21 protein-coding genes are annotated in these 23,380 nt (G+C 59.5%); 1 reads left to right on the top strand and 20 read right to left on the bottom strand.

Annotated elements, in window-relative coordinates; all coding sequences use genetic code 11:
- Window position 1: 1 nt before the first annotated feature.
- From rplP to rpsJ, 9 genes are all read right to left on the bottom strand, one after another.
- Complete coding sequence (rplP, locus tag WDB91_RS06815) at window positions 2–415, bottom strand: 50S ribosomal protein L16 (RefSeq protein ID WP_339114378.1); 414 nt, start codon at window positions 413–415, stop codon at window positions 2–4.
- Window positions 416–428: 13 nt separating this feature from the next.
- Complete coding sequence (gene rpsC / locus WDB91_RS06810) at window positions 429–1,142, bottom strand: 30S ribosomal protein S3 (protein WP_339114377.1); 714 nt, start codon at window positions 1,140–1,142, stop codon at window positions 429–431.
- On the bottom strand, window positions 1,142–1,522 hold the full coding sequence (gene rplV / locus WDB91_RS06805) for a 50S ribosomal protein L22 (RefSeq protein ID WP_339114376.1): 381 nt from the start codon (window positions 1,520–1,522) through the stop codon (window positions 1,142–1,144). Before rplV ends, rpsC begins: the two co-directional genes overlap by 1 nt.
- A gap of 5 nt (window positions 1,523–1,527) precedes the next feature.
- Window positions 1,528–1,806 (bottom strand): 30S ribosomal protein S19, encoded by a 279-nt coding sequence (rpsS, locus tag WDB91_RS06800; protein WP_339114375.1) that lies wholly within the window; start codon window positions 1,804–1,806, stop codon window positions 1,528–1,530.
- Between the two features lie 3 nt (window positions 1,807–1,809).
- Window positions 1,810–2,649: a 50S ribosomal protein L2 gene (rplB, locus tag WDB91_RS06795; protein WP_339114374.1), complete on the bottom strand. Its 840-nt coding sequence runs from the start codon at window positions 2,647–2,649 to the stop codon at window positions 1,810–1,812.
- A 301-nt stretch (window positions 2,650–2,950) separates the two neighbouring features.
- The gene (locus WDB91_RS06790) at window positions 2,951–3,247 is read right to left on the bottom strand and encodes a 50S ribosomal protein L23 (protein ID WP_339114373.1); all 297 of its coding nucleotides are present in this window, start codon (window positions 3,245–3,247) and stop codon (window positions 2,951–2,953) included.
- Window positions 3,244–3,864: a 50S ribosomal protein L4 gene (rplD, locus tag WDB91_RS06785; protein ID WP_339114372.1), complete on the bottom strand. Its 621-nt coding sequence runs from the start codon at window positions 3,862–3,864 to the stop codon at window positions 3,244–3,246. The genes WDB91_RS06790 and rplD overlap by 4 nt, the downstream gene beginning before the upstream one ends.
- A complete protein-coding gene (gene rplC, locus WDB91_RS06780; protein WP_339114371.1) occupies window positions 3,861–4,580 on the bottom strand; it encodes a 50S ribosomal protein L3 in 720 nt (239 codons plus the stop codon). Before rplC ends, rplD begins: the two co-directional genes overlap by 4 nt.
- 11 nt (window positions 4,581–4,591) lie before the next feature.
- Complete coding sequence (gene rpsJ / locus WDB91_RS06775; protein ID WP_339108089.1) at window positions 4,592–4,900, bottom strand: 30S ribosomal protein S10; 309 nt, start codon at window positions 4,898–4,900, stop codon at window positions 4,592–4,594.
- A 306-nt stretch (window positions 4,901–5,206) separates the two neighbouring features.
- On the opposite strand from rpsJ, the gene WDB91_RS06770 reads away from it, so the two are divergent.
- Complete coding sequence (locus WDB91_RS06770) at window positions 5,207–5,773, top strand: type 1 glutamine amidotransferase domain-containing protein (protein WP_339114370.1); 567 nt, start codon at window positions 5,207–5,209, stop codon at window positions 5,771–5,773.
- Between the two features lie 35 nt (window positions 5,774–5,808).
- On the opposite strand, the gene WDB91_RS06765 is transcribed toward WDB91_RS06770, so the two are convergent.
- From WDB91_RS06765 to rpoB, 11 genes are all read right to left on the bottom strand, one after another.
- On the bottom strand, window positions 5,809–6,801 hold the full coding sequence (locus tag WDB91_RS06765; protein ID WP_339114369.1) for a zinc transporter ZntB: 993 nt from the start codon (window positions 6,799–6,801) through the stop codon (window positions 5,809–5,811).
- 135 nt (window positions 6,802–6,936) lie between these two features.
- Window positions 6,937–8,112: an elongation factor Tu gene (gene tuf / locus WDB91_RS06760; RefSeq protein WP_339114354.1), complete on the bottom strand. Its 1,176-nt coding sequence runs from the start codon at window positions 8,110–8,112 to the stop codon at window positions 6,937–6,939.
- A gap of 69 nt (window positions 8,113–8,181) precedes the next feature.
- Window positions 8,182–10,305: an elongation factor G gene (gene fusA / locus WDB91_RS06755; RefSeq protein ID WP_339114368.1), complete on the bottom strand. Its 2,124-nt coding sequence runs from the start codon at window positions 10,303–10,305 to the stop codon at window positions 8,182–8,184.
- A 20-nt stretch (window positions 10,306–10,325) separates the two neighbouring features.
- Window positions 10,326–10,796 (bottom strand): 30S ribosomal protein S7, encoded by a 471-nt coding sequence (gene rpsG / locus WDB91_RS06750; RefSeq protein ID WP_339114367.1) that lies wholly within the window; start codon window positions 10,794–10,796, stop codon window positions 10,326–10,328.
- A 19-nt stretch (window positions 10,797–10,815) separates the two neighbouring features.
- Window positions 10,816–11,187 carry a 30S ribosomal protein S12 gene (rpsL, locus tag WDB91_RS06745; protein ID WP_096433949.1) on the bottom strand — a complete coding sequence of 124 codons (372 nt, stop codon included), beginning with the start codon at window positions 11,185–11,187 and terminating at the stop codon, window positions 10,816–10,818.
- A 270-nt stretch (window positions 11,188–11,457) separates the two neighbouring features.
- On the bottom strand, window positions 11,458–12,198 hold the full coding sequence (locus WDB91_RS06740) for a phosphatase PAP2 family protein (protein WP_339114366.1): 741 nt from the start codon (window positions 12,196–12,198) through the stop codon (window positions 11,458–11,460).
- Window positions 12,188–13,609, bottom strand: a complete 1,422-nt coding sequence (locus WDB91_RS06735; protein ID WP_339114365.1) for a glycosyltransferase family 39 protein — start codon at window positions 13,607–13,609, stop codon at window positions 12,188–12,190. The genes WDB91_RS06740 and WDB91_RS06735 overlap by 11 nt, the downstream gene beginning before the upstream one ends.
- The gene (locus WDB91_RS06730) at window positions 13,584–13,892 is read right to left on the bottom strand and encodes a lipid-A-disaccharide synthase N-terminal domain-containing protein (protein WP_339114364.1); all 309 of its coding nucleotides are present in this window, start codon (window positions 13,890–13,892) and stop codon (window positions 13,584–13,586) included. The genes WDB91_RS06735 and WDB91_RS06730 overlap by 26 nt, the downstream gene beginning before the upstream one ends.
- Window positions 13,889–14,623 (bottom strand): glycosyltransferase family 2 protein, encoded by a 735-nt coding sequence (locus WDB91_RS06725; protein WP_339114363.1) that lies wholly within the window; start codon window positions 14,621–14,623, stop codon window positions 13,889–13,891. The genes WDB91_RS06730 and WDB91_RS06725 overlap by 4 nt, the downstream gene beginning before the upstream one ends.
- Window positions 14,624–14,804: 181 nt before the next feature.
- Window positions 14,805–19,037, bottom strand: a complete 4,233-nt coding sequence (gene rpoC / locus WDB91_RS06720) for a DNA-directed RNA polymerase subunit beta' (protein WP_339114362.1) — start codon at window positions 19,035–19,037, stop codon at window positions 14,805–14,807.
- 56 nt (window positions 19,038–19,093) lie between these two features.
- On the bottom strand, window positions 19,094–23,230 hold the full coding sequence (gene rpoB / locus WDB91_RS06715) for a DNA-directed RNA polymerase subunit beta (RefSeq protein ID WP_339114361.1): 4,137 nt from the start codon (window positions 23,228–23,230) through the stop codon (window positions 19,094–19,096).
- Window positions 23,231–23,380 lie beyond the last annotated feature (150 nt).

The raw sequence follows: 23,380 nt of genomic DNA, 5'->3' as shown, positions 1-23,380 counted from the left end.
ATTACCAGTCTTGACGCTCGACGATGCGGGTCGCGACCGGGAGCTTCGCAGCACCAAGGCGCAGGGCCTCGCGTGCGATGGTCTCGTTCACGCCGTCGATTTCGAACATCACGCGGCCGGGCTTCACTTTGGCTGCCCAGAAGTCCACGGAACCTTTACCTTTACCCATACGGACTTCGGTCGGTTTCGCGGTGACCGGGGTATCCGGGAAGATCCGGATCCAGACGCGGCCCTGGCGCTTCATGTGACGGTTGATCGCACGACGGGCAGCTTCGATCTGACGTGCGGTGACACGCTCGGGCTCGACGGCCTTCAGACCAAAGTGACCAAAGTTCAGATCGGTGCCGCCTTTGGCTTCACCGTGGATCCGGCCTTTGTGCTGTTTGCGGAACTTAGTCCGTTTCGGTTGCAACATGGTATACTACTCCTCAGCGCTCGCGCTCACGGCGCGGACCGCGCGGTGCCGGGCCCTCTTGGGCTTCAGCAGCTTTGCGCTCACGTGCCTGCGGATCATGTTCCATGATCTCACCTTTGAAGATCCACACTTTCACACCGATGATCCCGTAGGGGGTCATGGCTTCGTCGTGTGCATAATCGATATCCGCGCGCAGCGTGTGCAGCGGAACGCGACCCTCACGATACCATTCGGTACGCGCGATCTCGGCGCCGCCCAGACGGCCGGCAACGTTCACACGGATACCCAGGGCACCCATGCGCATCGCGTTCTGAACGGTACGCTTCATCGCGCGACGGAAGGACACACGACGCTCGAGCTGTTGGCAGATGGACTCTGCTGCGAGCTGCGCGTCGATTTCCGGCTTACGGACTTCAACGATGTTCAGGTGAAGTTCGCTGTCGGTGAAGTTTGCCAGCTTCTTGCGCAGAGCTTCGATATCGGCGCCTTTTTTGCCGATGATCACACCCGGACGTGCTGCGTGAATGGTCACACGGCACTTCTTGTGGGGGCGCTCGATGATAACGCGCGAGATACCAGCTTGCTTGGCTTCGTCCTTGATGAACTCACGGATCTTGATGTCTTCGAGGAGAAGATCACCGAAATCCTTGCTTTCAGCGAACCAGCGGCTGTCCCAGGTGCGGTTGACCTGGAGACGCATACCGATCGGATTTACCTTATGACCCATTATGCTTGCTCCTCAACCTGACGCACCTTGATGGTGAGCTCCGAAAACGGCTTCATGATCTTGCCGAAGCGACCACGAGCACGCGGGCGACCGCGCTTCATGACCAGGTTCTTGCCAACCCATGCTTCCGCGACGACCAGCTCGTCAACGTCCAGACCGTGGTTGTTTTCCGCATTGGCGATCGCCGATTGCAGGCACTTCTTCACGTCCAGAGCGATACGCTTCTTGGAGAAGGTCAGATCGGCCAGAGCCTTGTCGACCTTCTTGCCGCGGATCATCGCTGCAACGAGATTCAGTTTCTGCGGCGAGGTGCGAAGCATGCGCGATTTTGCCATTGCTTCGTTATCCGCCACGCGGCGCGGATTCTTTTCCTTACCCATGACGATTACTTCCTCTTGGCTTTCTTGTCAGCAGCGTGACCGTAATAGGTACGGGTCGGCGAATATTCACCGAACTTCTGACCGATCATTTCCTCGGTCACGGCGACCGGGATGTGCTTCTGACCATTGTAGACCCCAAAGGTGAGGCCAACGAATTGCGGCAGGATGGTGGAGCGGCGCGACCAGATCTTGATCACTTCGCCTTTGCCCGACTCGCGTGCTTTCTCTGCTTTTTTCAGCAGATAGGCATCGACGAAGGGGCCTTTCCAAACAGAACGAGACATATGTTAGCGACCCTTCTTCTTCGCGTGACGCGAGCGCAGGATATATTTATCCGTCGACTTGTTCGAACGGGTGCGTTTGCCCTTGGTCGGCTTGCCCCACGGGGTAACCGGGTGACGGCCACCGGAGGTCCGGCCTTCACCACCACCATGCGGGTGGTCGATCGGGTTCATTGCAACACCGCGAACGGTCGGGCGGACGCCCATGTGACGCTTACGACCTGCTTTACCGAGGTTCTGGTTCGAGTGGTCATGGTTCGACACGGCACCGATGGTGGCCATGCATTCCTGACGCACAAGACGCAGTTCGCCCGAAGAAAGACGGATCTGAGCGTAGCCACCATCACGACCCACGAACTGGGCATAGGTGCCAGCTGCGCGTGCGATCTGACCGCCCTTGCCGGGCTTCAGCTCGATGTTGTGAACGATGGTACCGATCGGCATACCCGAGAACGGCATTGCGTTACCCGGCTTGATGTCGACCTTTGCACCCGAAACGACCTTGTCGCCGAGGGCGAGGCGTTGCGGTGCGAGGATATAAGCGGCTTCGCCATCTTCGTAGCGGATCAGCGCGATGAACGCGGTCCGGTTCGGGTCGTATTCGATACGCTCGACGATAGCCGAAACATCAAATTTGCGACGCTTGAAGTCAACGATACGGTAGAGACGCTTGGCGCCACCACCCTTGTGCCACATCGTGACGCGTCCGGTGTTGTTCCGGCCACCAGTCTTCGTCAAACCCTCGGTGAGGGCTTTGACCGGACGGCCTTTCCAAAGCTCCGAACGGTCGATCAGAACCAGCCCACGCTGGCCCGGCGTAGTCGGTTTATACGACTTAAGTGCCATGCTTTCTGTCTTCCGTTAGCTGAAGGCGGGTTGTACCGCCTTATGTGAAGGGCCCCTAAGGTCCCCAGATAACAACGCGATTTGGCCCCGGACGAATCCGAAGCCTCTGGCGATGGGCGTAGCTACCAAATCAAACGCAATCCGTCTACTGCTGAATCCGATGTTTTGGCGCTTTCGGCCCTTATATTTAAGGACGCGGCTCAAAGGATTGAAGCGTCTGGATTTTCCAGCACTCCGAGCCCGCCCAAAGCAAAAGCCCCCGCGACAGCAGGGGCTTTCGATAGCAATAAGGATCAACAGATCACAGACCGGTGGTCACGTCGATCGTGTTGCCCTCTTCGAGGGTCACATAGGCCTTCTTCACGTCCGAGCGCTTGCCCGCGATGCCGCGGAAACGCTTGGTCTTGCCTTTGGTGATCGTCGTGTTGACGGCTTTCACCTTGACGTTGAAGAGGGTTTCAACCGCTGCTTTGATCTCGGGCTTCGAGGAGTCTTTCGACACTTCGAAAACCACGGCACCGTTTTCCGACGCGAGCGTCGCTTTTTCGGTGATGATCGGCTTGACGATTACGTCGTAATGTTCGGGTTTCGCGCTCATTTCAGGCGAGCCTCCAGTGCTTCGACGCCCGCTTTGGTGAGGACCAGGGTCTCACGCTTGAGGATGTCATAAACGTTGGCGCCCATCGACGGCAGAACATCGATACCTTCGATGTTGCGAGCTGCTTTCGCGAAGTTGTCGTTCACGTCTGCACCGTCGATGATCAGGACCTTTTTCCAGCCCAGTTCCTTAGCCGCTTTGGCCAGCGCTTTGGTTTTCGATTCGCCGAGGTTGATGTCCTCGAGAACCACCAGATTGCCGGTTGCCGCTTTGGACGACAGAGCATGCTTCAGACCCAGTGCACGGAACTTCTTCGTCAGATCGTGGGCGTGCGAACGCGGGGTCGGACCCTTGTACACACCACCGTGACGGAAGATCGGAGCCTTCTTGGAACCGTGACGTGCGCCACCGGTGCCTTTTTGGCGGTAGATCTTCTTGGTCGAGTAGGACACGTCCGACTTGCCCAGCGTCGAGTGCGTGCCGGCTTGTGCACGCGCACGCTGCCAGCGAACAACGCGGTGCAGAATGTCTGCACGCGGCTCGAGACCGAAGATGTCGTCAGCCAGATCGATATCGCCAGCTTTGCCAGCGTCGAGCTTGATCACATCAAGTTTCATGCTTCACCCCCTTCTGCCTGAGCTTCCTCGGCAGGAGCAGCCGCGCCTTTCAGAGCCGCCGGCATCGGAACGTTCTCGGGGAGCGGTTTCTTGACCGCATCCTTGATCGTGACCCAACCGCCTTTGGAACCCGGAACCGAACCCTTTACCAGGATCAGACCGCGCTCGGAATCGGTGCGAACGACTTGCAGGTTCTGGGTGGTCACACGCACGGCACCAAGATGGCCAGCCATCTTTTTGCCTTTGAAGACCTTGCCCGGATCCTGACACTGACCGGTCGAACCGTGCGAACGGTGCGAGATCGACACACCGTGCGATGCACGCAGACCGCCGAAGTTGTGGCGCTTCATCGCACCAGCAAAACCTTTACCGATGGAGGTGCCCGCGATGTCCACGAACTGGCCTTCATTGTAGTGGCTTGCTGCGATTTCCGAACCGACTTCGATCAGGTTTTCTTCGGATACGCGGAATTCGGCAACCTTGCGCTTGGGCGCAACGGAAGCTTTCGCGAAGTGACCACGCACAGCCGCGCTTACGCGCTTGGCTTTTGCGTCGCCTGCACCCAGCTGCACAGCAACGTAACCATCGCGATCGGTGGTACGTTGGGCAACGACTTGCAGGTTGTCGAGTTGAAGAACGGTAACAGGAACCTGCTTGCCGTCTTCAAGGAAAAGCCGGGTCATGCCCAGCTTCTTGGCGATAACACCAGTCCGCATCGTGACCTCCCTTATACCTTGATCTCGACGTCAACGCCGGCGGCGAGGTCGAGCTTCATCAGCGCGTCAACGGTTTGCGGGGTCGGGTCGACGATGTCGAGCATACGCTTATGCGTACGGATTTCCCACTGGTCGCGCGACTTCTTGTCGATGTGCGGACCACGGAGAACCGTGAATTTCTCAACTTTGTTCGGCAGCGGGATGGGGCCGCGAACCTGTGCACCCGTGCGCTTGGCGGTGTTAACGATTTCCTGCGTGCTGGCATCCAGTACGCGGTAATCGAACGCCTTCAGCCGGATGCGGATGTTTTGACCGTTCATATGTCATGCCTCTCGCATGGCGTGAAGGTTGAGAGGCAGACTGCACCGGATGTGACGCCTGCTTCGAACCTAAGATCTGATGGGTAGATCAGGCTGCGCGAATAGGCCGCCTGAAGGATTCTGTCAACCCATGCTGGGCGATTAGCGGTGATTTTCTCGACTGGCCCCACCCTGCCCTGTGGACGGAGGGTCTCACGCGACCTTGAGGCGCAGAAAAGGAACAGTTTCAGGCCCGAGGTGTTGTGCCCCCAACGAACGCAGCTGGGGCATACGCCCTATCTGATACCATATTCAAAGGAGGACACCATGCCGAAGATTACCGACAGCAAGATCCTGATTATTGCCACCGATGGCTTCGAGAAGACCGAGCTGACCGTTCCGCGCGACAAGCTGCGCGAGGCGGGAGCGACAGTCGATATCGCCTCGCTCGATGGTGCCCCGATCCGCAGCTGGGACGAAACTGACTGGGGCGAGATGGCGCAGGCCGAGCTTAGGATTTCCGATGCCAATGTCGACGACTATGACGCCATCATCCTGCCGGGCGGCCAGATCAACCCCGACGTTCTGCGCACGAAACCCGAGGCCGTCGATCTGGTGCGGGACTTCTACAACGCCAAGAAAATCGTCGCCGCGATCTGCCATGGGCCTTGGATGCTGGTTGAAGCCGGTGTTGTGAAAGACCGCAAACTGACCTCCTACCCCTCGATCAGGACCGATATCCTGAATGCTGGTGGTCACTGGGAGGACAAAGAAGTGGTCAATGATCAGGCACTGATCACCTCGCGCAATCCCGGCGATCTTGACGCTTTTGTCAACAAGATCATCGAGGAGGTTGAGGAGGGCCGCCACACCCAGCGCAGCAAAGCCGCCTGACCCAAAGCGCGCCGCCTCCCCGGGGTGGCGCGCCCTTATTGGCGCCCCATCGTCAGCAGCCGCCACATGAACAAAAGCTGCACCATGACCAGCCCGACGCACCAGAAACAGAGCCACATAAAGGCGTTGTCGCTGTTCAGTCCCGGCATGCCCCCGATATTGACCCCGAAGAGTCCCGTCAGGAAGCCCAGCGGCAGGAAGATTACCGAGACCACCGATAGGACAAAAGTATTACGGTTCACGCGGTCCGAAAGCTGGGTCGACAACTCCTCGCGCAGCACCTGCGCTTGATCACGCAGCTCGTCCATGTCCTCCGAGATTCGGGTCATTTTCACTGCTTCCTCTTCCAGCTCGCGCCGGACCTCTTCGGTTACCAAAGCACATTGCGCTTGGGAGGCCTTCAGTAGCGCCTCGCGTTGCGGCCCCAGATAGCGTCGCACAGCGATGACCTGAAGCCGCAGATCCAGCACATCGCGGCGCAGATGGTCCCCACCCTGCCCGTAGACCTTATCCTCGAGAGCTTCGGCATGCTCGTCGAGCTCGCTTTGGAAGGCGCCGATACGGCCAACGATATCCTCCGTCAGCCGCACGACGAAGAGCCCGGCATTCTCCGGCACTTGTCCCGACCGGATCGCGTCGTCCATACGCTCGATCGCCCGCACCCGCTTGCGCGCAATCGTTACGATCCGCTTGCTATCCGCATAGATGCGAAGGGACACCATATCCTCGCGATCCTCACCCTCGTTGAAATTGATCCCCCGCAGGATGATCAGCATCCCCTCTCCGATAACCGTCGTTCGCGGACGGGTATCGCGGTCCAGCAGTGCTTCGACAGCCTGCGGTTCAAGATAATCCAGCTCCTGCCGGATCCAGCTCTGCGCCTCGGGATGGGTGCCATCCAGATGGACCCAGGCCAGCCGGTCATCGCGCAGCGCTGCAACGATATGGGCCTCGTCGGCATGCAGGAGGTCATTCGCGGAGGGATGGCCTGTCAGGATATGCGAAAGCTTGATCGGGCTGGTTGTCATACGGCGCGCTCCTTGGATCGTGGCGCATAGCTAGCGCCGGGCCCTGTTGGAGACAATCTCTTTTGCCCCTGCCCTCGCATAGCAAAAGGGCGACCCTTGGGCCGCCCTTCCGTAAATCACATGATCCGCGTGGGATTATGCGAGGATTTTCGACACAACGCCTGCACCAACGGTACGGCCGCCTTCGCGGATTGCGAAGCGCAGACCATCTTCCATGGCGATCGGAGCGATCAGTTCGACTTCGAACTTCAGGTTGTCGCCCGGCATAACCATCTCGGTGCCTTCCGGCAGCGTAACGGTCCCGGTGACGTCCGTGGTACGGAAGTAGAACTGCGGACGGTAGTTCGCGAAGAACGGCGTGTGACGGCCACCTTCCTCTTTGGTGAGGATATAGGCTTCTGCTTCGAACTTGGTGTGCGGCTTGACCGAACCCGGCTTGCACAGAACCTGACCACGCTCAACGCCTTCACGGTCGATACCGCGCAGCAGGGCGCCGATGTTGTCGCCTGCTTCACCACGATCCAGCAGCTTGCGGAACATTTCCACACCGGTGCAGGTCGTTTTCTTGGTGTCGCGGATACCGACGATTTCGAGTTCGTCGCCAACGTTGATCACGCCGCGCTCGACACGACCGGTCACAACGGTACCACGGCCCGAGATCGAGAACACGTCTTCGATCGGCATCAGGAAGGGCTGGTCAACAGCACGTGCCGGGGTCGGGATGAAGTCGTCAACGGCTGCGATGAGCGCGCGGATCGAGTTCTCGCCGATTTCCGGATCGCGGCCTTCGAGGGCTGCAAGTGCCGAACCTTTGACGATCGGAATATCGTCGCCGGGGTAGTCGTAGGACGACAGAAGCTCGCGGACTTCCATCTCGACCAGATCCAGCAGCTCTTCGTCGTCAACCTGGTCAACCTTGTTCAGGTAAACAACCATGGTCGGGATGCCGACCTGACGGCCGAGCAGGATGTGCTCGCGGGTCTGCGGCATCGGGCCGTCAGCTGCGTTCACAACGAGGATCGCGCCGTCCATCTGTGCCGCACCGGTGATCATGTTCTTAACATAGTCAGCGTGGCCGGGGCAGTCGACGTGCGCGTAGTGGCGGTTTTCCGACTCATACTCGACGTGTGCGGTCGAGATGGTGATGCCGCGTGCTTTTTCTTCCGGTGCGCCGTCGATCTGGTCGTAGGCCTTGAAGTCACCGAAATACTTGGTGATTGCTGCGGTCAGCGTGGTTTTGCCGTGGTCAACGTGGCCGATCGTGCCGATGTTAACGTGCGGTTTGTTACGTTCAAACTTTGCCTTTGCCATAATGGCCTCCTGTCACAGGCTACTGATCTAAGGGGTGCGCCCGCGGAGCTACCGCGGACGCATATCAGATCAGGCGTATTGTTTCTGGATTTCGTCCGAGATGTTCTGCGGAACGGCTTCGTAATGCGCGAAGATCATCGTGAACACTGCGCGGCCCGAAGACATGGAACGCAGGTTGTTGATGTAGCCGAACATGTTGGCGAGCGGAACGAAGGCGTTGATGACATTCGCGTTGCCGCGGGTGTCTTGCCCTTGAACCATACCACGACGCGAGGTCAGGTCGCCGATGATCGAACCGGTGTATTCTTCCGGCGTCACGACTTCCACTTTCATCATCGGCTCGAGCAGCTTTGCGCCGGCCTTACGAAGACCTTCGCGCATTGCGGCACGGGTTGCGATTTCGAAGGCGAGAACGCTCGAGTCGACATCGTGGAAGGCACCGTCAAGCAGAGCAACCTTGAAGTCGATAACCGGGAAGCCTGCCAGCGGACCGGAGTCCATAACCGACTGGATGCCCTTCTCGACGCCCGGGATGTATTCCTTCGGAACAGCACCACCGACGATTTTCGATTCGAACGAATAGCCTTCGCCCGGCTCGGTCGGAGTGATCGCCAGTTTCACGCGCGCGAACTGACCGGTACCACCGGTTTGTTTCTTGTGCGTGTAGTCGATCTCTGCCGCTTGCGAGATTGTCTCGCGGTAAGCCACCTGCGGAGCACCGATATTCGCCTCAACCTTGAATTCGCGCTTCATGCGGTCAACAAGGATGTCGAGGTGAAGTTCGCCCATGCCCTTCATGATCGTCTGACCGGATTCGAAGTTGGTCTCGACGCGGAAGGACGGGTCTTCTGCTGCCAGGCGAGCCAGGGCGATGCCCATTTTCTCTTGGTCAGCTTTGGACTTCGGCTCCACGGCGATCTCGATCACCGGCTCCGGGAAGGTCATCGTTTCGAGAACGACGGGCTTCGAGCTGTCACAGAGGGTATCACCGGTGGTGGTCTCTTTCAGACCGGCCAGCGCGATGATATCGCCTGCAAACGCTTCTTCGATCTCTTCACGGTTGATCGCGTGCATCATCATCATACGACCGATGCGCTCTTTCTTGCCCTTCGTTGCGTTCAGGACGGAATCGCCCTTCTTCAACACGCCCGAATAGATACGGGTGAAGGTCAGCGAGCCCACGAAGGGGTCGTTCATGATCTTGAACGCGAGACCCGAGAAGGGTTCTGCATCATCCGCGTGACGTTCGATGTTACGCGTTTCGGTCTCGTCGTCGGGTGCGAAGCCGGTATAGGCGGGCACGTCGAGCGGCGAGGGAAGGAAGTCGATAACCGCGTTCAGCAGCGGTTGGACGCCCTTGTTCTTGAAGGCCGAACCGGCGAAGACCGGAACGAACGAGAGCGACAGGGTGCCCTTACGGATCAGTTTCCGCAGGGTGTCCTCGTCGGGCTCGTTGCCTTCGAGATAGGCTTCCATGGCCGCGTCGTCTTGCTCTACAGCAATCTCGACGAGGTTGGCGCGCCACTCGTCTGCCATGTCCTGAAGATCGGCACGGATCGGTTCACGAGCCCAGCTTGCGCCGAGATCTTCACCTTTCCAGACCCATTCTTCCATCTTGATCAGGTCGATGATGCCTTCAAGTTTATCTTCTGCGCCGATCGGCAGACACACGGGAGCCGGAGTGGCGCCGGTGCGGTCCTTGATCATCTTGACGCAGTTGAAGTAATCCGCGCCGATCTTGTCCATCTTGTTGACGAACACGATCCGCGGAACCTTGTAGCGGTCAGCCTGACGCCAAACGGTTTCGGTCTGCGGTTCAACGCCTGCGTTGGCGTCGAGAAGGCAGACTGCGCCGTCGAGCACGGCCAGCGAACGCTCGACTTCGATAGTGAAGTCAACGTGGCCGGGGGTGTCGATGATGTTGAAGCGGTACTTGGTGTCCGAGGTGCCTTCTGCGGTCGGATCTTCCTGACGCTGCCAGAAAGTCGTGGTCGCAGCAGACGTGATCGTGATGCCGCGTTCCTGCTCCTGCTCCATCCAGTCCATGGTTGCGGCGCCGTCGTGGACTTCGCCGATTTTGTGGGACTTGCCGGTGTAGTAGAGGATCCGCTCGGTCGTGGTCGTCTTGCCCGCGTCGATGTGGGCCATGATCCCGAAGTTGCGGTACCGCTGAAGGGGATAGTCGCGTGCCATAGGGCGTCCTTCCGTTGGATTTACCAGCGATAATGGCTGAACGCTTTGTTCGCGTCGGCCATCTTGTGCGTATCTTCACGTTTCTTAACTGCAGAACCGCGCGAATTCACCGCATCCAGAAGCTCGCCTGCAAGGCGCTCTTCCATGGTGTTTTCGTTACGACCACGTGCAGCCGAGATCAGCCAGCGGATTGCCAGCGCCTCGCGGCGTGCCGGACGAACTTCGACCGGAACTTGGTAGGTTGCACCACCCACACGACGCGAACGGACTTCAACAGCCGGCTTCACGTTGTCGAGGGCTTCGTGGAACACTTCGATCGGCTCGCGCTTGAGCTTGCCCTCGACGCGGTCCAGCGCGCTATAAACGATGCGTTCGGCGGTAGATTTCTTACCGTCGATCATCAGGTTGTTCATGAACTTGGTCAGAACGCGGTCACCAAACTTGGCGTCCGGGAGAACTTCGCGCTTCTCAGCGGCGTGACGACGAGACATATGTATCCCTTTCCTACGATCACTTTGGACGCTTCGCGCCGTACTTGGAGCGACGTTGACGACGATCTTTAACACCTTGGGTATCCAGCACACCGCGCAGGATGTGGTAACGGACACCCGGAAGGTCTTTCACACGGCCGCCGCGGATCAGAACAACAGAGTGCTCTTGCAGGTTGTGCTTTTCGCCCGGGATGTAGGAAATGACCTCGAAGCCATTCGTCAGACGCACTTTGGCGACTTTACGCATAGCGGAGTTCGGTTTCTTCGGCGTGGTGGTGTACACACGCGTGCAGACGCCACGTTTTTGCGGGCACTGCTGGAGGTGCTGCGACTTAGAGCGCTGCACTTTCGGCTGACGCGGTTTGCGGATCAGCTGCTGGATTGTCGGCATTCGGTTCCCCGTTCGCTTTCTATCAGGTTGTCAATACTCGCCACCGGGATGATGGCGCCACTTCTCGACAGCGTCATGCGCCCATTCGCACAAACGCCAAATCGCAACCTTCGCGGGCTTTCGGCCTTCGAAGACTGCGTGCGAAACAAGGGGGGTCGGACATGGGTCCGGCCTAGGACCACCGCTGTTTCTGTCTCCCGCACGGTTTTCAAGCCCGAGGGGATGGGCGGCGTATAGGCTCTTGCCCCGCCCTTGTCAACTCGGACGATGTTACCCTGCGGGACTGTCCGTTTTGTCTGCTGCGGCCTTGCCTTCACGATAGTCCGTGCCGAGCTTCAGCATGCCCCAGAGCGCCCATGCGATTGTCAGCGAGATAAGGGCCGCAAAGGTCACATCCGACAGGAAATGCCGCCCCGTCACGACCCGCTGGGCCAGAACGAAAACCGACAGGGCCCACGCGATGCCGGTCGCCCATCCCTGCCCGCGCGGCCCGCACCAGCGTTTGGCCACAAACCAGACCGCCAGCGACAGAATCACGACCGCCGACCCCTCGCCCGAGACAAAGGAGCAGTTGCGCGAGCACTGGTCGGCAAAGTGCCATGCGGGGGTGAAGAGATGCTCGCCGCCGAAATCGACAGTGCTAGCGGGACGAGCGCGGCCGGAATAGGTCTTGAAAAGCCCGTTCACCAGAATGACGGAGCCGAGGAAATAGCTCAGCGTGATCCACGCCCAATCCCGCAAACCCAGCCGCAAGACGGGCTTGCGCAGCACCGCACAGACCGGAACCATCACCAGCGAGACCAGCGCGAGGATCACCGACAGGTTCCAGATGCGTTGGCGCAGGAATTCGAGCACGGCGTCCAGCCAGCCGGCGGTGAACCCCTCCCCCGCCGTGTAGAAGAGGCCCGACACCCAGAGATCTAACCGGGGCGCCGCCTCGAAGAGGCAGACGGCCACCGCCCATGCGCCCAACAGCCAGAACCCTGCTCCACGATAGGATTCAATGCGCATAGAGACACTCCGCATTCACCGTCCAGGCTTTCACGTCATAGCGGGTCCAGTAGCCACCACGCGGCAGATCACGGGTCTCGCTCGGGCTGCAGCCCTCGGGCAGATCGCGATCCACCAGAACCACCTGCCCCAGCCCGGCGGGCATCGGGAACATCTGCTCGTAATAGCTGCCCGGACGGCCTTTGGACGGAACGGCATAGACCGGCACATCGCCATCGCGGTTCTGGTAGAAGAGATCCGCCAGGATATCGCGGTTTTCCGAAACGACCGGCAGGCCCGTCTCATGCCCGATCGCGAGAGCGGCGTGGCTCAGTTCGGCCCGCCCCAGATAGCGCTGCAGAAGCGGCTTGCCATCAATCACCGGCCACGGTGCCAACACGGTCAGCAGAGGCAGAAGGATACAGGGGATCAGGTTGATCGCCAGCGAGATCCGGCGCATACGCGGGCCAAGGACCGACACCGCAAGGATGGTCCCCGCGAAATAGGCGCCCACCGCCCAATTGGCATAGGCCCGGTCCAGAAGCGCCTGCACCAGCACCACTGCAAGCGCGGGCACCGACAGGAAGGCAAACCCCGCCCATGCGGAGGTGCCGCCGCGCAGATACCCCCACAGAAGCGCCACCATGGCAACCGGACCGAACACCCCGAACTGGCTGGCAAAGAACGTGCCCAGCGAGGCCCAGTTCAGATGTGCGCCCGTGCGGACCCAGCCCGCATTATCCATCGTGTGTTCGACCGTGGTCAGATCGTGGGTCAGGTTCCAGATCACATTTGGCGCGATCATCAGCCCGAAGGCCACCAGCATCAGCACAGCATTGCGCCAACCGGGACGGAAATCGCGCAGGAACAACGCCGCCAGAAGCGCGCCGGGGATCAGATAGATCGCAGCGTATTTCGCCATGAACCCCGCCCCTGCGCAGAGCCCTGCCAGAATGGCACTTCCTGCGCCGCGGGTCTGGCAGGTCTTCACGAAGAACAGGATCGCACCCGCAAAGAAGGGCGCCATGACCGTATCGGTCGAGATCAACAGCGAACCAAGCGCCACAAAGGGCAGCGTGACATAGGTCAGCGCCGTCCAGAACGCGGTGCGCGCATCGAAAAGCCGCGCCGCGGTCAGCCCCAGAACCAGAGCCGTGATCCCATGCAGCACCGATCCGGGCATCCTCACCCAGAAGGGGCTCGAACTGCCCGCCAGATCAGTCACGGCCCGGATCAGCCAGCCGATCAGTGGCGGTTTGGAATAATATCCGAAGTCGAAATTCTGGCCCCAGAACCAGTATTGCGTCTCGTCGACGAACAGCTCGGCCTTGTTAAAGACCAGTGCAATCAGCCGTAAGGCCGTCACCAGAGCGACAACGGCAAAAGCTTGCGGCAGCCAGCCGCGTTCAGGCGTTCCGACGACGTTTCGCATAGATCAACCACAGATTCCGAGAATAGATCACAACGCCGAGCGACTGCCCCAGCACGAAAACGGGATCATGGCGATAGATCGCGTAGGAGAGCAGCATCACCCCGCCCAAGAGCGAGAAATACCAGAAGGTCACCGGCATCACCGAATCCTGTGCCTTCTCCGAGGCGATCCACTGGACCAAAAACCGCGCGGTAAACATCAGCTGCGCGGCAAGACCGAACAGGACCCATGCCAGCTCGGTGCCGTTATCGACATGGAACAGCTTCAACAGATGATCGATCATTGCGTCTCCTCCGCAACGGAAACTTCAGTCGGACGAGCGGTCTTCTTACGCTTGAGAAGCCATGCGACGCCGCACAGATCGACAATTCCCACCATCGCCCGTTGGAAATTATTATAATTCGACTGTCCACCCAGACGTGCACGGTGCGTCACATCCACCAGAATGATTTTCAGCCCATCGCGCTTGAAGAGCGCGGGCAGATAGCGGTGCATATGGTTGAAGAAGGGCAGCGCCATGAACGCCTCACGGCGGAAGGCCTTGAGGCCGCAACCGGTATCGCGCGTGCCATCCTGCAGCACCCGCGCCCGCAAACCATTGGCGAATTTCGAGGCATAACGCTTGGACCATGTGTCCTGACGCCCGACCCGCTGCCCGGCCACAAGAGACGCTTGCGGATCGTTCAGTAGGGCATCCACCAGCTTCGGGATATTCTCGGGCGGGTTCTGGCCATCGCCATCAAGTGTGCAGCAGATTGCCCCGCGCGCGGCCAGCACGCCGCTATGGACCGCGGCACTCTGTCCGCCGGATCGGTCATTGGCCAGAAGGCGCAGACGGTGATCCACCGCCAGACGCTCGGTCAGGATACGCCGCGTGGCATCGGTCGAGCCGTCATCGATCACGATCACCTCGTAATCGTATCGCGCATCGCAGAAAGAGTGAATCTCCTCCACCAGCGCGGCGATGTTCTCGGCTTCGTTCTTAGCGGGAATTATTATTGTTAGCTCTGTCATCTACCGCAGCATTCGTCTCGTATCTGGGTTGTGCCACACCCTCGTAACAACGGGGCGACAGCGATCTCGTCGTGGATTCGCCCTGTGTCTAGCCGTCTGGCGGCGCTGGGGCTAGACACTTTAACGACAAAGGGCCCCGCTATTATAGCGGAGCCCCTTATTTCTTTCAGTCAGACGCGTCTTAGTCGCGGCTTTCCGGCGTTTCGACAACACCGAAATCGGCACCGGTATCGGTGTCGGCCGGTGCGGCAAGAGCCACGGCTTGTTCGGCCTCGGCGCGCTTGGCCTCGATCACGACGCTGTCGCGCTCGGTCGCCACACGACGGACCTGGCTGGTTGCCCCACCAGTCCCCGCCGGGATCAGACGACCCACGATAACGTTCTCTTTCAGGCCGACCAGCTTGTCGCGCTTACCTTGGACAGACGCCTCGGTAAGAACGCGGGTGGTCTCCTGGAAGGATGCCGCCGAGATGAACGAACGGGTCTGCAGCGAGGCCTTGGTGATCCCCAGAAGGACAGGCTCGCCATGTGCCGGACGTGCACCGCGTGCAAGCGCCTTGGCATTGACCTCTTCGAACTCGACCTTGTCGACATGCTCGCCCTTGAGCAGCGTGGTCTCGCCCGAATCCAGCACCTCGATCTTCTGCAGCATCTGGCGCACGATCACTTCGATATGCTTATCGTTGATCTTCACGCCTTGCAGACGATAGACGTCCTGCACCTCGTTGATGAGATACTCGGCCAGTGCCTCGATCCCCATGATGCGCAGGATGTCATGCGGTGCGGGGTTCCCGTCCATGATGTAGTCACCCTTCTGCACGAAGTCGCCTTCCTGCACCGGGATGTGCTTGCCTTTCGGCACCATGTATTCGACGGGCTCCAGACCTTCGTCGCGCGGGTCGATCGCGATGCGGCGCTTGTTCTTGTAGTCTTTCCCAAAGCGCACATAGCCATCGATCTCGGCAATGATCGCGTGATCCTTCGGACGGCGTGCCTCGAAGAGTTCGGCAACACGCGGCAGACCACCGGTGATGTCCTTCGTCTTCGCGCCTTCACGCGGGATACGCGCAACCACGTCACCTGCACGGACGTCCTGCCCCTCTTCGACCGACAGAATTGCGTCGACCGACATCGGGTAGGTCACCGGGTGGCCCATATCGTTACGGACGGGTTCGCCATTCGCATCAACGATGATGATCTCCGGTTTCAGGTCCTTCGCACGGGCGGAGGAGCGCCAGTCCGACACGATCTTCTGTGTCATACCGGTCGCGTCATCGGTGTCCTCGCGCAGCGAGATACCCGCGAGCAGGTCCACCAATTTGGCCTTACCGGCCTTCTCGGCGATGATCGGCAGGGTATAGGGGTCCCATTCGAACAGCTTGGTGCCGCGTTTGACGCTTTCGCCCTCTTTCACGAAGACATGGGTACCGTAACCGACCTTGTGGCTGGCCAGCTCCTCGCCATGATCGTTGACGATCACGATCTGCATGTTCCGGCCCATGATGATCTGCTCACCATTGGCGTTTTCAAGCAGCGACGGGTTGCGGAACTCGATCTTACCCTCTTGGCTTGCCTCGAGGAAGGATTGCGAGCCACCCTGTGCGACGCCGCCGATGTGGAAGGTCCGCATCGTCAGCTGGGTACCGGGTTCACCGATGGACTGGGCCGCGATGATACCGACAGCCTCGCCCTGGTTCACCATGGTGCCGCGCGCAAGGTCACGACCGTAGCAGAGTGCGCAGACGCCCTCATCGGCCTCACAGGTCAGAGCCGAACGGATACGGATCGACTGGACGCCAGCCTGTTCGATCTGGTCGGCTTTACGCTCGTCGATCAGCTCGTTACGGCGCACCAGCACCTCGTCGGAGCCCGGAACCAGAACGTCATCTGCAGCCACACGGCCCAGAACACGCTCGGATAGCGGTGCCACGACCTCACCGTCATTGACGGCGGCCGATGCGGTGATCGCGTTCTCGGTGCCACAATCATGCGCACGCACAATGCAGTCCTGAGCCACGTCCACCAGACGACGGGTAAGATACCCCGAGTTTGCCGTCTTCAACGCGGTATCCGACAGACCCTTACGGGCGCCGTGGGTCGAGTTGAAGTATTCAAGAACGGTCAGACCTTCCTTGAAGTTCGAGATGATCGGCGTCTCGATGATCTCGCCGTTCGGCTTGGCCATCAGGCCGCGCATCCCGCCCAGCTGCTTCATCTGCGTGACCGAGCCCCGTGCACCGGAGTGGGCCATCATATAGACAGAGTTCGGTTCCATTTCGGCGCCGTTCTCGTCGAACTTGGACGCAGAGATGGTCGACATCATGGCTTCGGTGACCTGGTCGTTACATTTCGACCACGCATCGACAACCTTGTTGTACTTCTCGCCCTGAGTGATCAGGCCGTCCATATACTGCTGTTCGAAGTCCTTGACCTGATCGCGCACGTCATTGACGATTTCCCACTTGCTATCGGGGATAACCATATCGTCCTTGCCGAACGAGATACCTGCCTTGAACGCTTCCTTGAAGCCCATCGACATGATCTGGTCGCAGAAGATCACCGACTCTTTCTGGCCGCAATAACGGTAGACGGTGTCGATGACGTTCTGAACGTCTTTCTTCCGCAGCAGACGGTTCACCAGATCGAAGGGTGCCTTCGCGTTCAGCGGCAGGAGCGCGCCAAGACGCAGACGGCCCGGCGTGGTCTCGAAGCGGATGAACACCTCGTTACCGGTTTCGTCGATCTGTTTCACACGGGCGTGGATCTTGGCGTGCAGATGCAACTCGCCTGCATTCAGCGCGTGCTCCATTTCCTCGATCGAGCCGAAGACCATGCCTTCGCCCTTCATGCCCTTACGCTGCATGGTGAGGTAGTAGAGCCCCAAGATCATATCCTGCGACGGAACGATGATCGGTGCGCCGTTCGCGGGCGACAGAACGTTGTTCGTCGACATCATCAGGACGCGCGCTTCCAGCTGGGCCTCGAGGCTCAGCGGAACGTGCACAGCCATCTGGTCACCGTCGAAGTCGGCGTTGAAGGCCGAGCAGACGAGCGGGTGCAGCTGGATGGCCTTACCTTCGATCAGCGTCGGTTCGAACGCCTGGAAGCCCAGACGGTGCAGCGTCGGTGCGCGGTTCAGGAAGACCGGATGCTCGCGGATCACCTCGTCGAGGATATCCCAGACTTCCGGACGCTCTTTTTCAACGAGCTTCTTCGCCTGTTTCACGGTGCTCGACAGACCTTTGGCCTCGAGACGCGAATAGATGAAGGGCTTGAAGAGTTCGAGCGCCATCTTCTTGGGCAGGCCACACTGGTGCAGCTTGAGCTCCGGACCGGTCACGATAACCGAACGGCCCGAGAAGTCGACGCGCTTACCGAGCAAGTTCTGACGGAAGCGACCCTGCTTACCTTTAAGCATGTCCGAAAGCGATTTCAGCGGGCGACGGTTGGTGCCCGTGATCACGCGGCCACGACGGCCGTTATCGAACAGAGCATCGACCGATTCCTGCAGCATACGCTTTTCGTTACGCACGATGATATCGGGCGCACGCAGTTCGATCAGACGCTTCAAACGGTTGTTCCGGTTGATGACGCGGCGATACAGATCGTTCAGATCCGAGGTCGCGAAACGGCCACCATCGAGCGGAACGAGCGGACGCAGTTCCGGCGGGATCACCGGAAGAACGGTCAGCACCATCCATTCGGGACGGTTGCCCGACTCGAGGAAGGATTCAACGATCTTCAGACGCTTGATGATCTTCTTCGGTTTCAGCTCGCCGGTCGCTTCTTTCAGCTCCTCGCGCAGGGTCTCTGCGGTGGCTTCCAGATCGATCCCTGCCAGCATCTCGCGGATCGCTTCAGCGCCGATATTGGCGGTGAAGGCGTCTGCGCCATACTGGTCCTGCGCGTCGAGATACTCTTCTTCGGTCATCAGCTGGCCATACATCAGGTCGGTCAGACCCGGCTCGATGACAACGTAGTTTTCGAAGTAGAGGATGCGCTCGAGATCGCGCAGCGTCATGTCCAGCATCAGACCGATGCGCGAGGGCAACGACTTGAGGAACCAGATATGGGCGCAGGGTGCGGCCAGCTCGATATGGCCCATACGCTCGCGACGGACCTTTTGCAGCGTGACTTCCACACCGCATTTCTCGCAGACAACGCCGCGATATTTCATACGCTTATATTTGCCGCACAGGCATTCGTAGTCTTTGATCGGGCCAAAGATACGCGCGCAGAACAGACCGTCACGCTCGGGTTTGAACGTGCGATAGTTGATAGTTTCCGGCTTCTTGATCTCGCCATAGGACCACGAGAGGATCCGTTCGGGCGATGCCAGAGATACCTTGATCTCGTCAAACTGCTTGGGCTGTGCCAGCGGATTGAACGGATTGGTAGTGATTTCCTGGTTCATCTGAAAATCCTTGTTAGAGGGCAGCAGAGGCGGGGGAAGTAAGGGGGAAGCCCCCCTTACTCGTCATCCTCCGCATCCAGGAGTTCCATGTTGAGGCCAAGGCCCCGGACCTCTTTGACGAGAACGTTGAACGATTCCGGCACGCCGGCCTCGAAGTTGTCCTCACCTTTGACGATCGATTCATAGACCTTCGTCCGGCCTGCCACGTCATCCGACTTGACGGTGAGCATCTCTTGCAGGGTGTAGGCGGCGCCGTAAGCTTCCAGAGCCCAGACCTCCATCTCCCCGAGACGCTGACCACCGAACTGCGCCTTACCACCGAGCGGCTGCTGGGTGACGAGCGAGTACGGACCGGTCGAACGGGCGTGCATCTTGTCATCGACGAGGTGGTGAAGCTTCAGGAAGTATTTCACACCCACGGTGACCTTACGAGCGAACTGCTCACCGGTCCGACCGTCGAAGACCACCGACTGACCCGAAGTGTCGAAGCCCGCACGACGCAGCGCGTCGTTGATGTCTTCTTCCTTCGCACCATCGAAGACCGGCGTTGCAATCGGGACACCCGTGCGCACGGCTTCCGCCGATTCCACGAAGCGCTCGTCTTCCATTGCCGCGAACTCTTCCTCGTAGGTCTCGTCGCCATAGCCATAACGCATTGCGTCACGAACAGGCGTCAGATCGCCAGACTTGCGATAGTCTTTCAGCGCTTCGTCGATGCGAAGGCCCAGACCGCGCGATGCCCAACCCATATGGGTTTCAAGGATCTGACCGACGTTCATCCGCGAAGGCACGCCCAGCGGGTTCAGAACGAGGTCAACCGGCGTCCCATCCGCGAGGAAGGGCATATCTTCGGCCGGAACGACCTTCGAGACCACACCTTTGTTCCCGTGGCGGCCTGCCATCTTGTCGCCTGCCTGAAGCTTGCGCTTCACAGCCACGAAGACCTTGACCATCTTCATCACGCCCGGAGGCAGATCGTCGCCCTGACGGACTTTCTCGACCTTGTCTTCGAAACGCAGATCGAGCGCCTTCTTCTGCGCCTCGAACTGGTCGTTGAGTGCCTCGACTTCTTTCGCGTCGGCCTCATCTTCCAGTGCGAGCTGCCAGTATTGGCCGCGCGAGAGGGTTGCCAGAAGGTCAACAGTGATCTCGGAACCCGGCTTGACGCCTTTGGGACCCTTGACCGCCGTCTTGCCGATGATCAGCGAGCGCAGACGTGCGTAGATGTTCCGCTCGAGAATGACGAGTTCGTCGTCACGGTCGCGGGCCAGACGCTCGACTTCTTCACGCTCGATCTGCAGCGCACGTTCGTCTTTGTCCACACCATGACGGTTGAAGACGCGGACTTCCACGATGGTCCCATAGGCACCCGGCGGCAGACGCAGCGAGGTATCGCGCACGTCGGACGCTTTCTCACCGAAGATGGCGCGGAGGAGTTTCTCTTCCGGCGTCATCGGGCTCTCGCCCTTCGGCGTGATCTTACCTACAAGAATATCACCCGGGCCGACTTCGGCACCGATATAGACGATACCGGCTTCGTCGAGGTTGCGCAGGGCTTCCTCACCGACGTTCGGGATATCGCGGGTGATTTCTTCCGGACCAAGCTTCGTATCACGCGCTGCGACTTCGTATTCATCGATATGGATCGAGGTGAACACGTCGTCTTTGTGGATACGCTCGGAGATCAGGATCGAGTCTTCGTAGTTGTAGCCATTCCACGGCATGAAGGCCACGACCACGTTCCGGCCAATGGCCAGATCGCCGTGATCGGTGGAGGGACCGTCAGCAATGACCTGACCCTTCACGACCGCTTCGCCCACTTTCACCAGCGGGCGCTGGTTGATGGTCGAGGACTGGTTCGAACGCTTGAACTTGCGCAGACGGTAGATGTCGACGCCCGGATCGCCCGGCTCGAGGTCTTCGGTCGCACGGATAACGATACGCGCCGCATCGACCTGGTCGATGATGCCCGAACGGTCCGCCGAGATCGCAGCCCCCGAATCGCGTGCCACGGTCGCTTCCATACCGGTGCCCACGAAGGGTGCCTCGGCACGGATCAACGGCACGGCCTGACGTTGCATGTTCGCCCCCATCAGAGCGCGGTTGGCGTCGTCGTTTTCAAGGAACGGAATCAGTGCCGCACCGACCGAAACCAGCTGTTTCGGCGAAACGTCGATCAGGTCCACGGCTTCGTTCGGGTTGAGCATGAATTCGCCCGACTGACGGGTCGAAACGAGTTCGTTCTTGAAGCGCCCTTCCTCGTCGAGGTCGGCGTTGGCCTGAGCCACGGTGTGGCGCATCTCTTCGGTCGCCGACATATAGACCACGTCATCCGTGACCTTGCCGCCTTCAACCTTGCGATACGGGGTTTCGATGAAACCGTATTTGTTCACACGGGCGAAGGTTGCGAGCGAGTTGATCAGACCGATGTTCTGACCTTCCGGCGTCTCAATGGGACACATCCGGCCATAGTGGGTCGGGTGAACGTCGCGCACCTCGAAGCCTGCACGTTCGCGCGTCAGACCGCCCGGGCCGAGGGCCGAGAGACGACGCTTGTGCGTGACTTCCGAAAGCGGGTTGGTCTGGTCCATGAACTGCGACAGCTGCGAGGAGCCGAAGAATTCACGCACCGCTGCCGCTGCCGGTTTCGCGTTGATCAGATCCTGCGGCATGACCGTATCGATCTCGACCGAGGACATGCGTTCCTTGATCGCGCGTTCCATGCGCAGCAGACCGACGCGATACTGGTTTTCCATCAGCTCGCCGACAGACCGCACACGACGGTTACCGAGGTGGTCGATATCGTCGATCTCGCCTTTACCGTCGCGCAGCTCCACCAGACCCTTGATGCAGGCCACGATGTCTTCGTGACGCAGCGTGCGCTGGGTGTCCGGCGCATCAAGGTCGAGGCGCATGTTCATCTTCACGCGGCCAACAGCCGAGAGATCGTAGCGCTCACTATCGAAGAACATCGAATCGAAGAGATTCGACGCGGCTTCGACAGTCGGCGGCTCGCCCGGACGCATGACGCGATAGATATCCATGAGCGCGCCGTCGCGGCCCATGTTCTTGTCTGCGGCCAGCGTGTTGCGGATGTAGGGACCGACGTTGATGTTATCGATATCCAGCACCGGAATCTCGGTGATGCCGTTATCGATCAGCGTCTTGATCGACCCGCCCACGAGGTCGCCGTCACGGTCGTATTCTGCGGTCAGCTCGTCGCCTGCCTCGATGTAGATGAAGCCGGTCTGGTCGTTGACGATGTCCTTCGCGCAGAAGCGGCCCAGAATGTGATCGAAAGGCACGAGCAGGTCGGTGACTTGACCTTCGTCCTTGATCTTCTTGACCATGCGCGGGGTCATCTTGTCGCCCGCTTTGCAGATAACCTCGCCCGAGTCCGCATCGACCAGATCGAAGGTCGGACGGGTTCCGCGAACGCGGTCGGGGAAGAACTTGGTGACCCAGCCCTGACGCCCCTTGGAGGTGTAGGAGACCGTGTCGTAATAGGCATCCATGATGCCTTCCTGATCCATGCCGAGCGCATAGAGCAGCGTCGTCACCGGAAGCTTCCGGCGGCGGTCGATCCGTGCGAACACGAGATCCTTGGCGTCGAATTCGAAGTCGAGCCACGAGCCGCGATAGGGAATGATGCGGCAGGCGAACAGCAGCTTACCCGAGGAGTGGGTCTTGCCGCGGTCATGGTCGAAGAATACGCCCGGCGAACGGTGCATCTGGCTGACGATCACGCGCTCGGTGCCGTTCACGATGAACGTCCCGTTCTTGGTCATCAGGGGCATATCGCCCATGAACACGTCCTGTTCCTTGATGTCCTTCACGGAACGCGCACCGGTGTTCTCGTCGACATCGAACACGATGAGGCGCAGGGTGACCTTCAGCGGGGCGCTATAGGTCATATCGCGCTGCTGGCATTCCTCAACGTCGTATTTCGGCTTTTCGAGCTCGTATTTCACGAACTCCAGAATAGCGTTGTCATTGAAATCTTTGATCGGGAAGACCGATTGGAAGACCCCTTTGATGCCTTCGCCATCCAGATGACCTTCCCCTTCGCCGGAGCGCAGGAACAGGTCGTAGGATGCCTTTTGAACCTCGATGAGATTCGGCATTTCGAGGACTTCGCGGATCTTACCATAGTAGCGGCGAATGCGCTTTTGACCAACGTAAGCTTGAGCCATGCTCGTCGTCACCTTTCGTCTTTTCGCGTGCGGCACTATGTCGGGGCCCATGGTGCGCGCCTGGCGATAAGGGGGGCGGCTCCATACCTGCCGACCGTCCCACCGGTCAGCTCCCGAGCCGCGAACGCCGCCTTGGAGAGCGCTTTATCA

The organism is Thioclava sp. GXIMD2076 (assembly GCF_037949795.1).
Classification (GTDB): domain Bacteria; phylum Pseudomonadota; class Alphaproteobacteria; order Rhodobacterales; family Rhodobacteraceae; genus Thioclava; species Thioclava kandeliae.
Note: the sequence above shows the minus strand (reverse complement) of the source record. Positions and strands in the feature narration are given on the sequence as shown.

Excerpts from the sequence above, each read along its gene's own strand:
- rplP (WP_339114378.1), bottom strand. The coding sequence starts at position 415 with ATGTTGCAACCGAAACGGACTAAGTTCCGCAAACAGCACAAAGGCCGG.
- rpsC (WP_339114377.1), bottom strand. The coding sequence starts at position 1,142 with ATGGGTCATAAGGTAAATCCGATCGGTATGCGTCTCCAGGTCAACCGC.
- rplV (WP_339114376.1), bottom strand. The coding sequence starts at position 1,522 with ATGGGTAAGGAAAAGAATCCGCGCCGCGTGGCGGATAACGAAGCAATG.
- rpsS (WP_339114375.1), bottom strand. The coding sequence starts at position 1,806 with ATGTCTCGTTCTGTTTGGAAAGGCCCCTTCGTCGATGCCTATCTGCTG.
- rplB (WP_339114374.1), bottom strand. The coding sequence starts at position 2,649 with ATGGCACTTAAGTCGTATAAACCGACTACGCCGGGCCAGCGTGGGCTG.
- WDB91_RS06790 (WP_339114373.1), bottom strand. The coding sequence starts at position 3,247 with ATGAGCGCGAAACCCGAACATTACGACGTAATCGTCAAGCCGATCATC.
- rplD (WP_339114372.1), bottom strand. The coding sequence starts at position 3,864 with ATGAAACTTGATGTGATCAAGCTCGACGCTGGCAAAGCTGGCGATATC.
- rplC (WP_339114371.1), bottom strand. The coding sequence starts at position 4,580 with ATGCGGACTGGTGTTATCGCCAAGAAGCTGGGCATGACCCGGCTTTTC.
- rpsJ (WP_339108089.1), bottom strand. The coding sequence starts at position 4,900 with ATGAACGGTCAAAACATCCGCATCCGGCTGAAGGCGTTCGATTACCGC.
- WDB91_RS06770 (WP_339114370.1), top strand. The coding sequence starts at position 5,207 with ATGCCGAAGATTACCGACAGCAAGATCCTGATTATTGCCACCGATGGC.
- WDB91_RS06765 (WP_339114369.1), bottom strand. The coding sequence starts at position 6,801 with ATGACAACCAGCCCGATCAAGCTTTCGCATATCCTGACAGGCCATCCC.
- tuf (WP_339114354.1), bottom strand. The coding sequence starts at position 8,112 with ATGGCAAAGGCAAAGTTTGAACGTAACAAACCGCACGTTAACATCGGC.
- fusA (WP_339114368.1), bottom strand. The coding sequence starts at position 10,305 with ATGGCACGCGACTATCCCCTTCAGCGGTACCGCAACTTCGGGATCATG.
- rpsG (WP_339114367.1), bottom strand. The coding sequence starts at position 10,796 with ATGTCTCGTCGTCACGCCGCTGAGAAGCGCGAAGTTCTCCCGGACGCC.
- rpsL (WP_096433949.1), bottom strand. The coding sequence starts at position 11,187 with ATGCCGACAATCCAGCAGCTGATCCGCAAACCGCGTCAGCCGAAAGTG.
- WDB91_RS06740 (WP_339114366.1), bottom strand. The coding sequence starts at position 12,198 with ATGCGCATTGAATCCTATCGTGGAGCAGGGTTCTGGCTGTTGGGCGCA.
- WDB91_RS06735 (WP_339114365.1), bottom strand. The coding sequence starts at position 13,609 with ATGCGAAACGTCGTCGGAACGCCTGAACGCGGCTGGCTGCCGCAAGCT.
- WDB91_RS06730 (WP_339114364.1), bottom strand. The coding sequence starts at position 13,892 with ATGATCGATCATCTGTTGAAGCTGTTCCATGTCGATAACGGCACCGAG.
- WDB91_RS06725 (WP_339114363.1), bottom strand. The coding sequence starts at position 14,623 with ATGACAGAGCTAACAATAATAATTCCCGCTAAGAACGAAGCCGAGAAC.
- rpoC (WP_339114362.1), bottom strand. The coding sequence starts at position 19,037 with ATGAACCAGGAAATCACTACCAATCCGTTCAATCCGCTGGCACAGCCC.
- rpoB (WP_339114361.1), bottom strand. The coding sequence starts at position 23,230 with ATGGCTCAAGCTTACGTTGGTCAAAAGCGCATTCGCCGCTACTATGGT.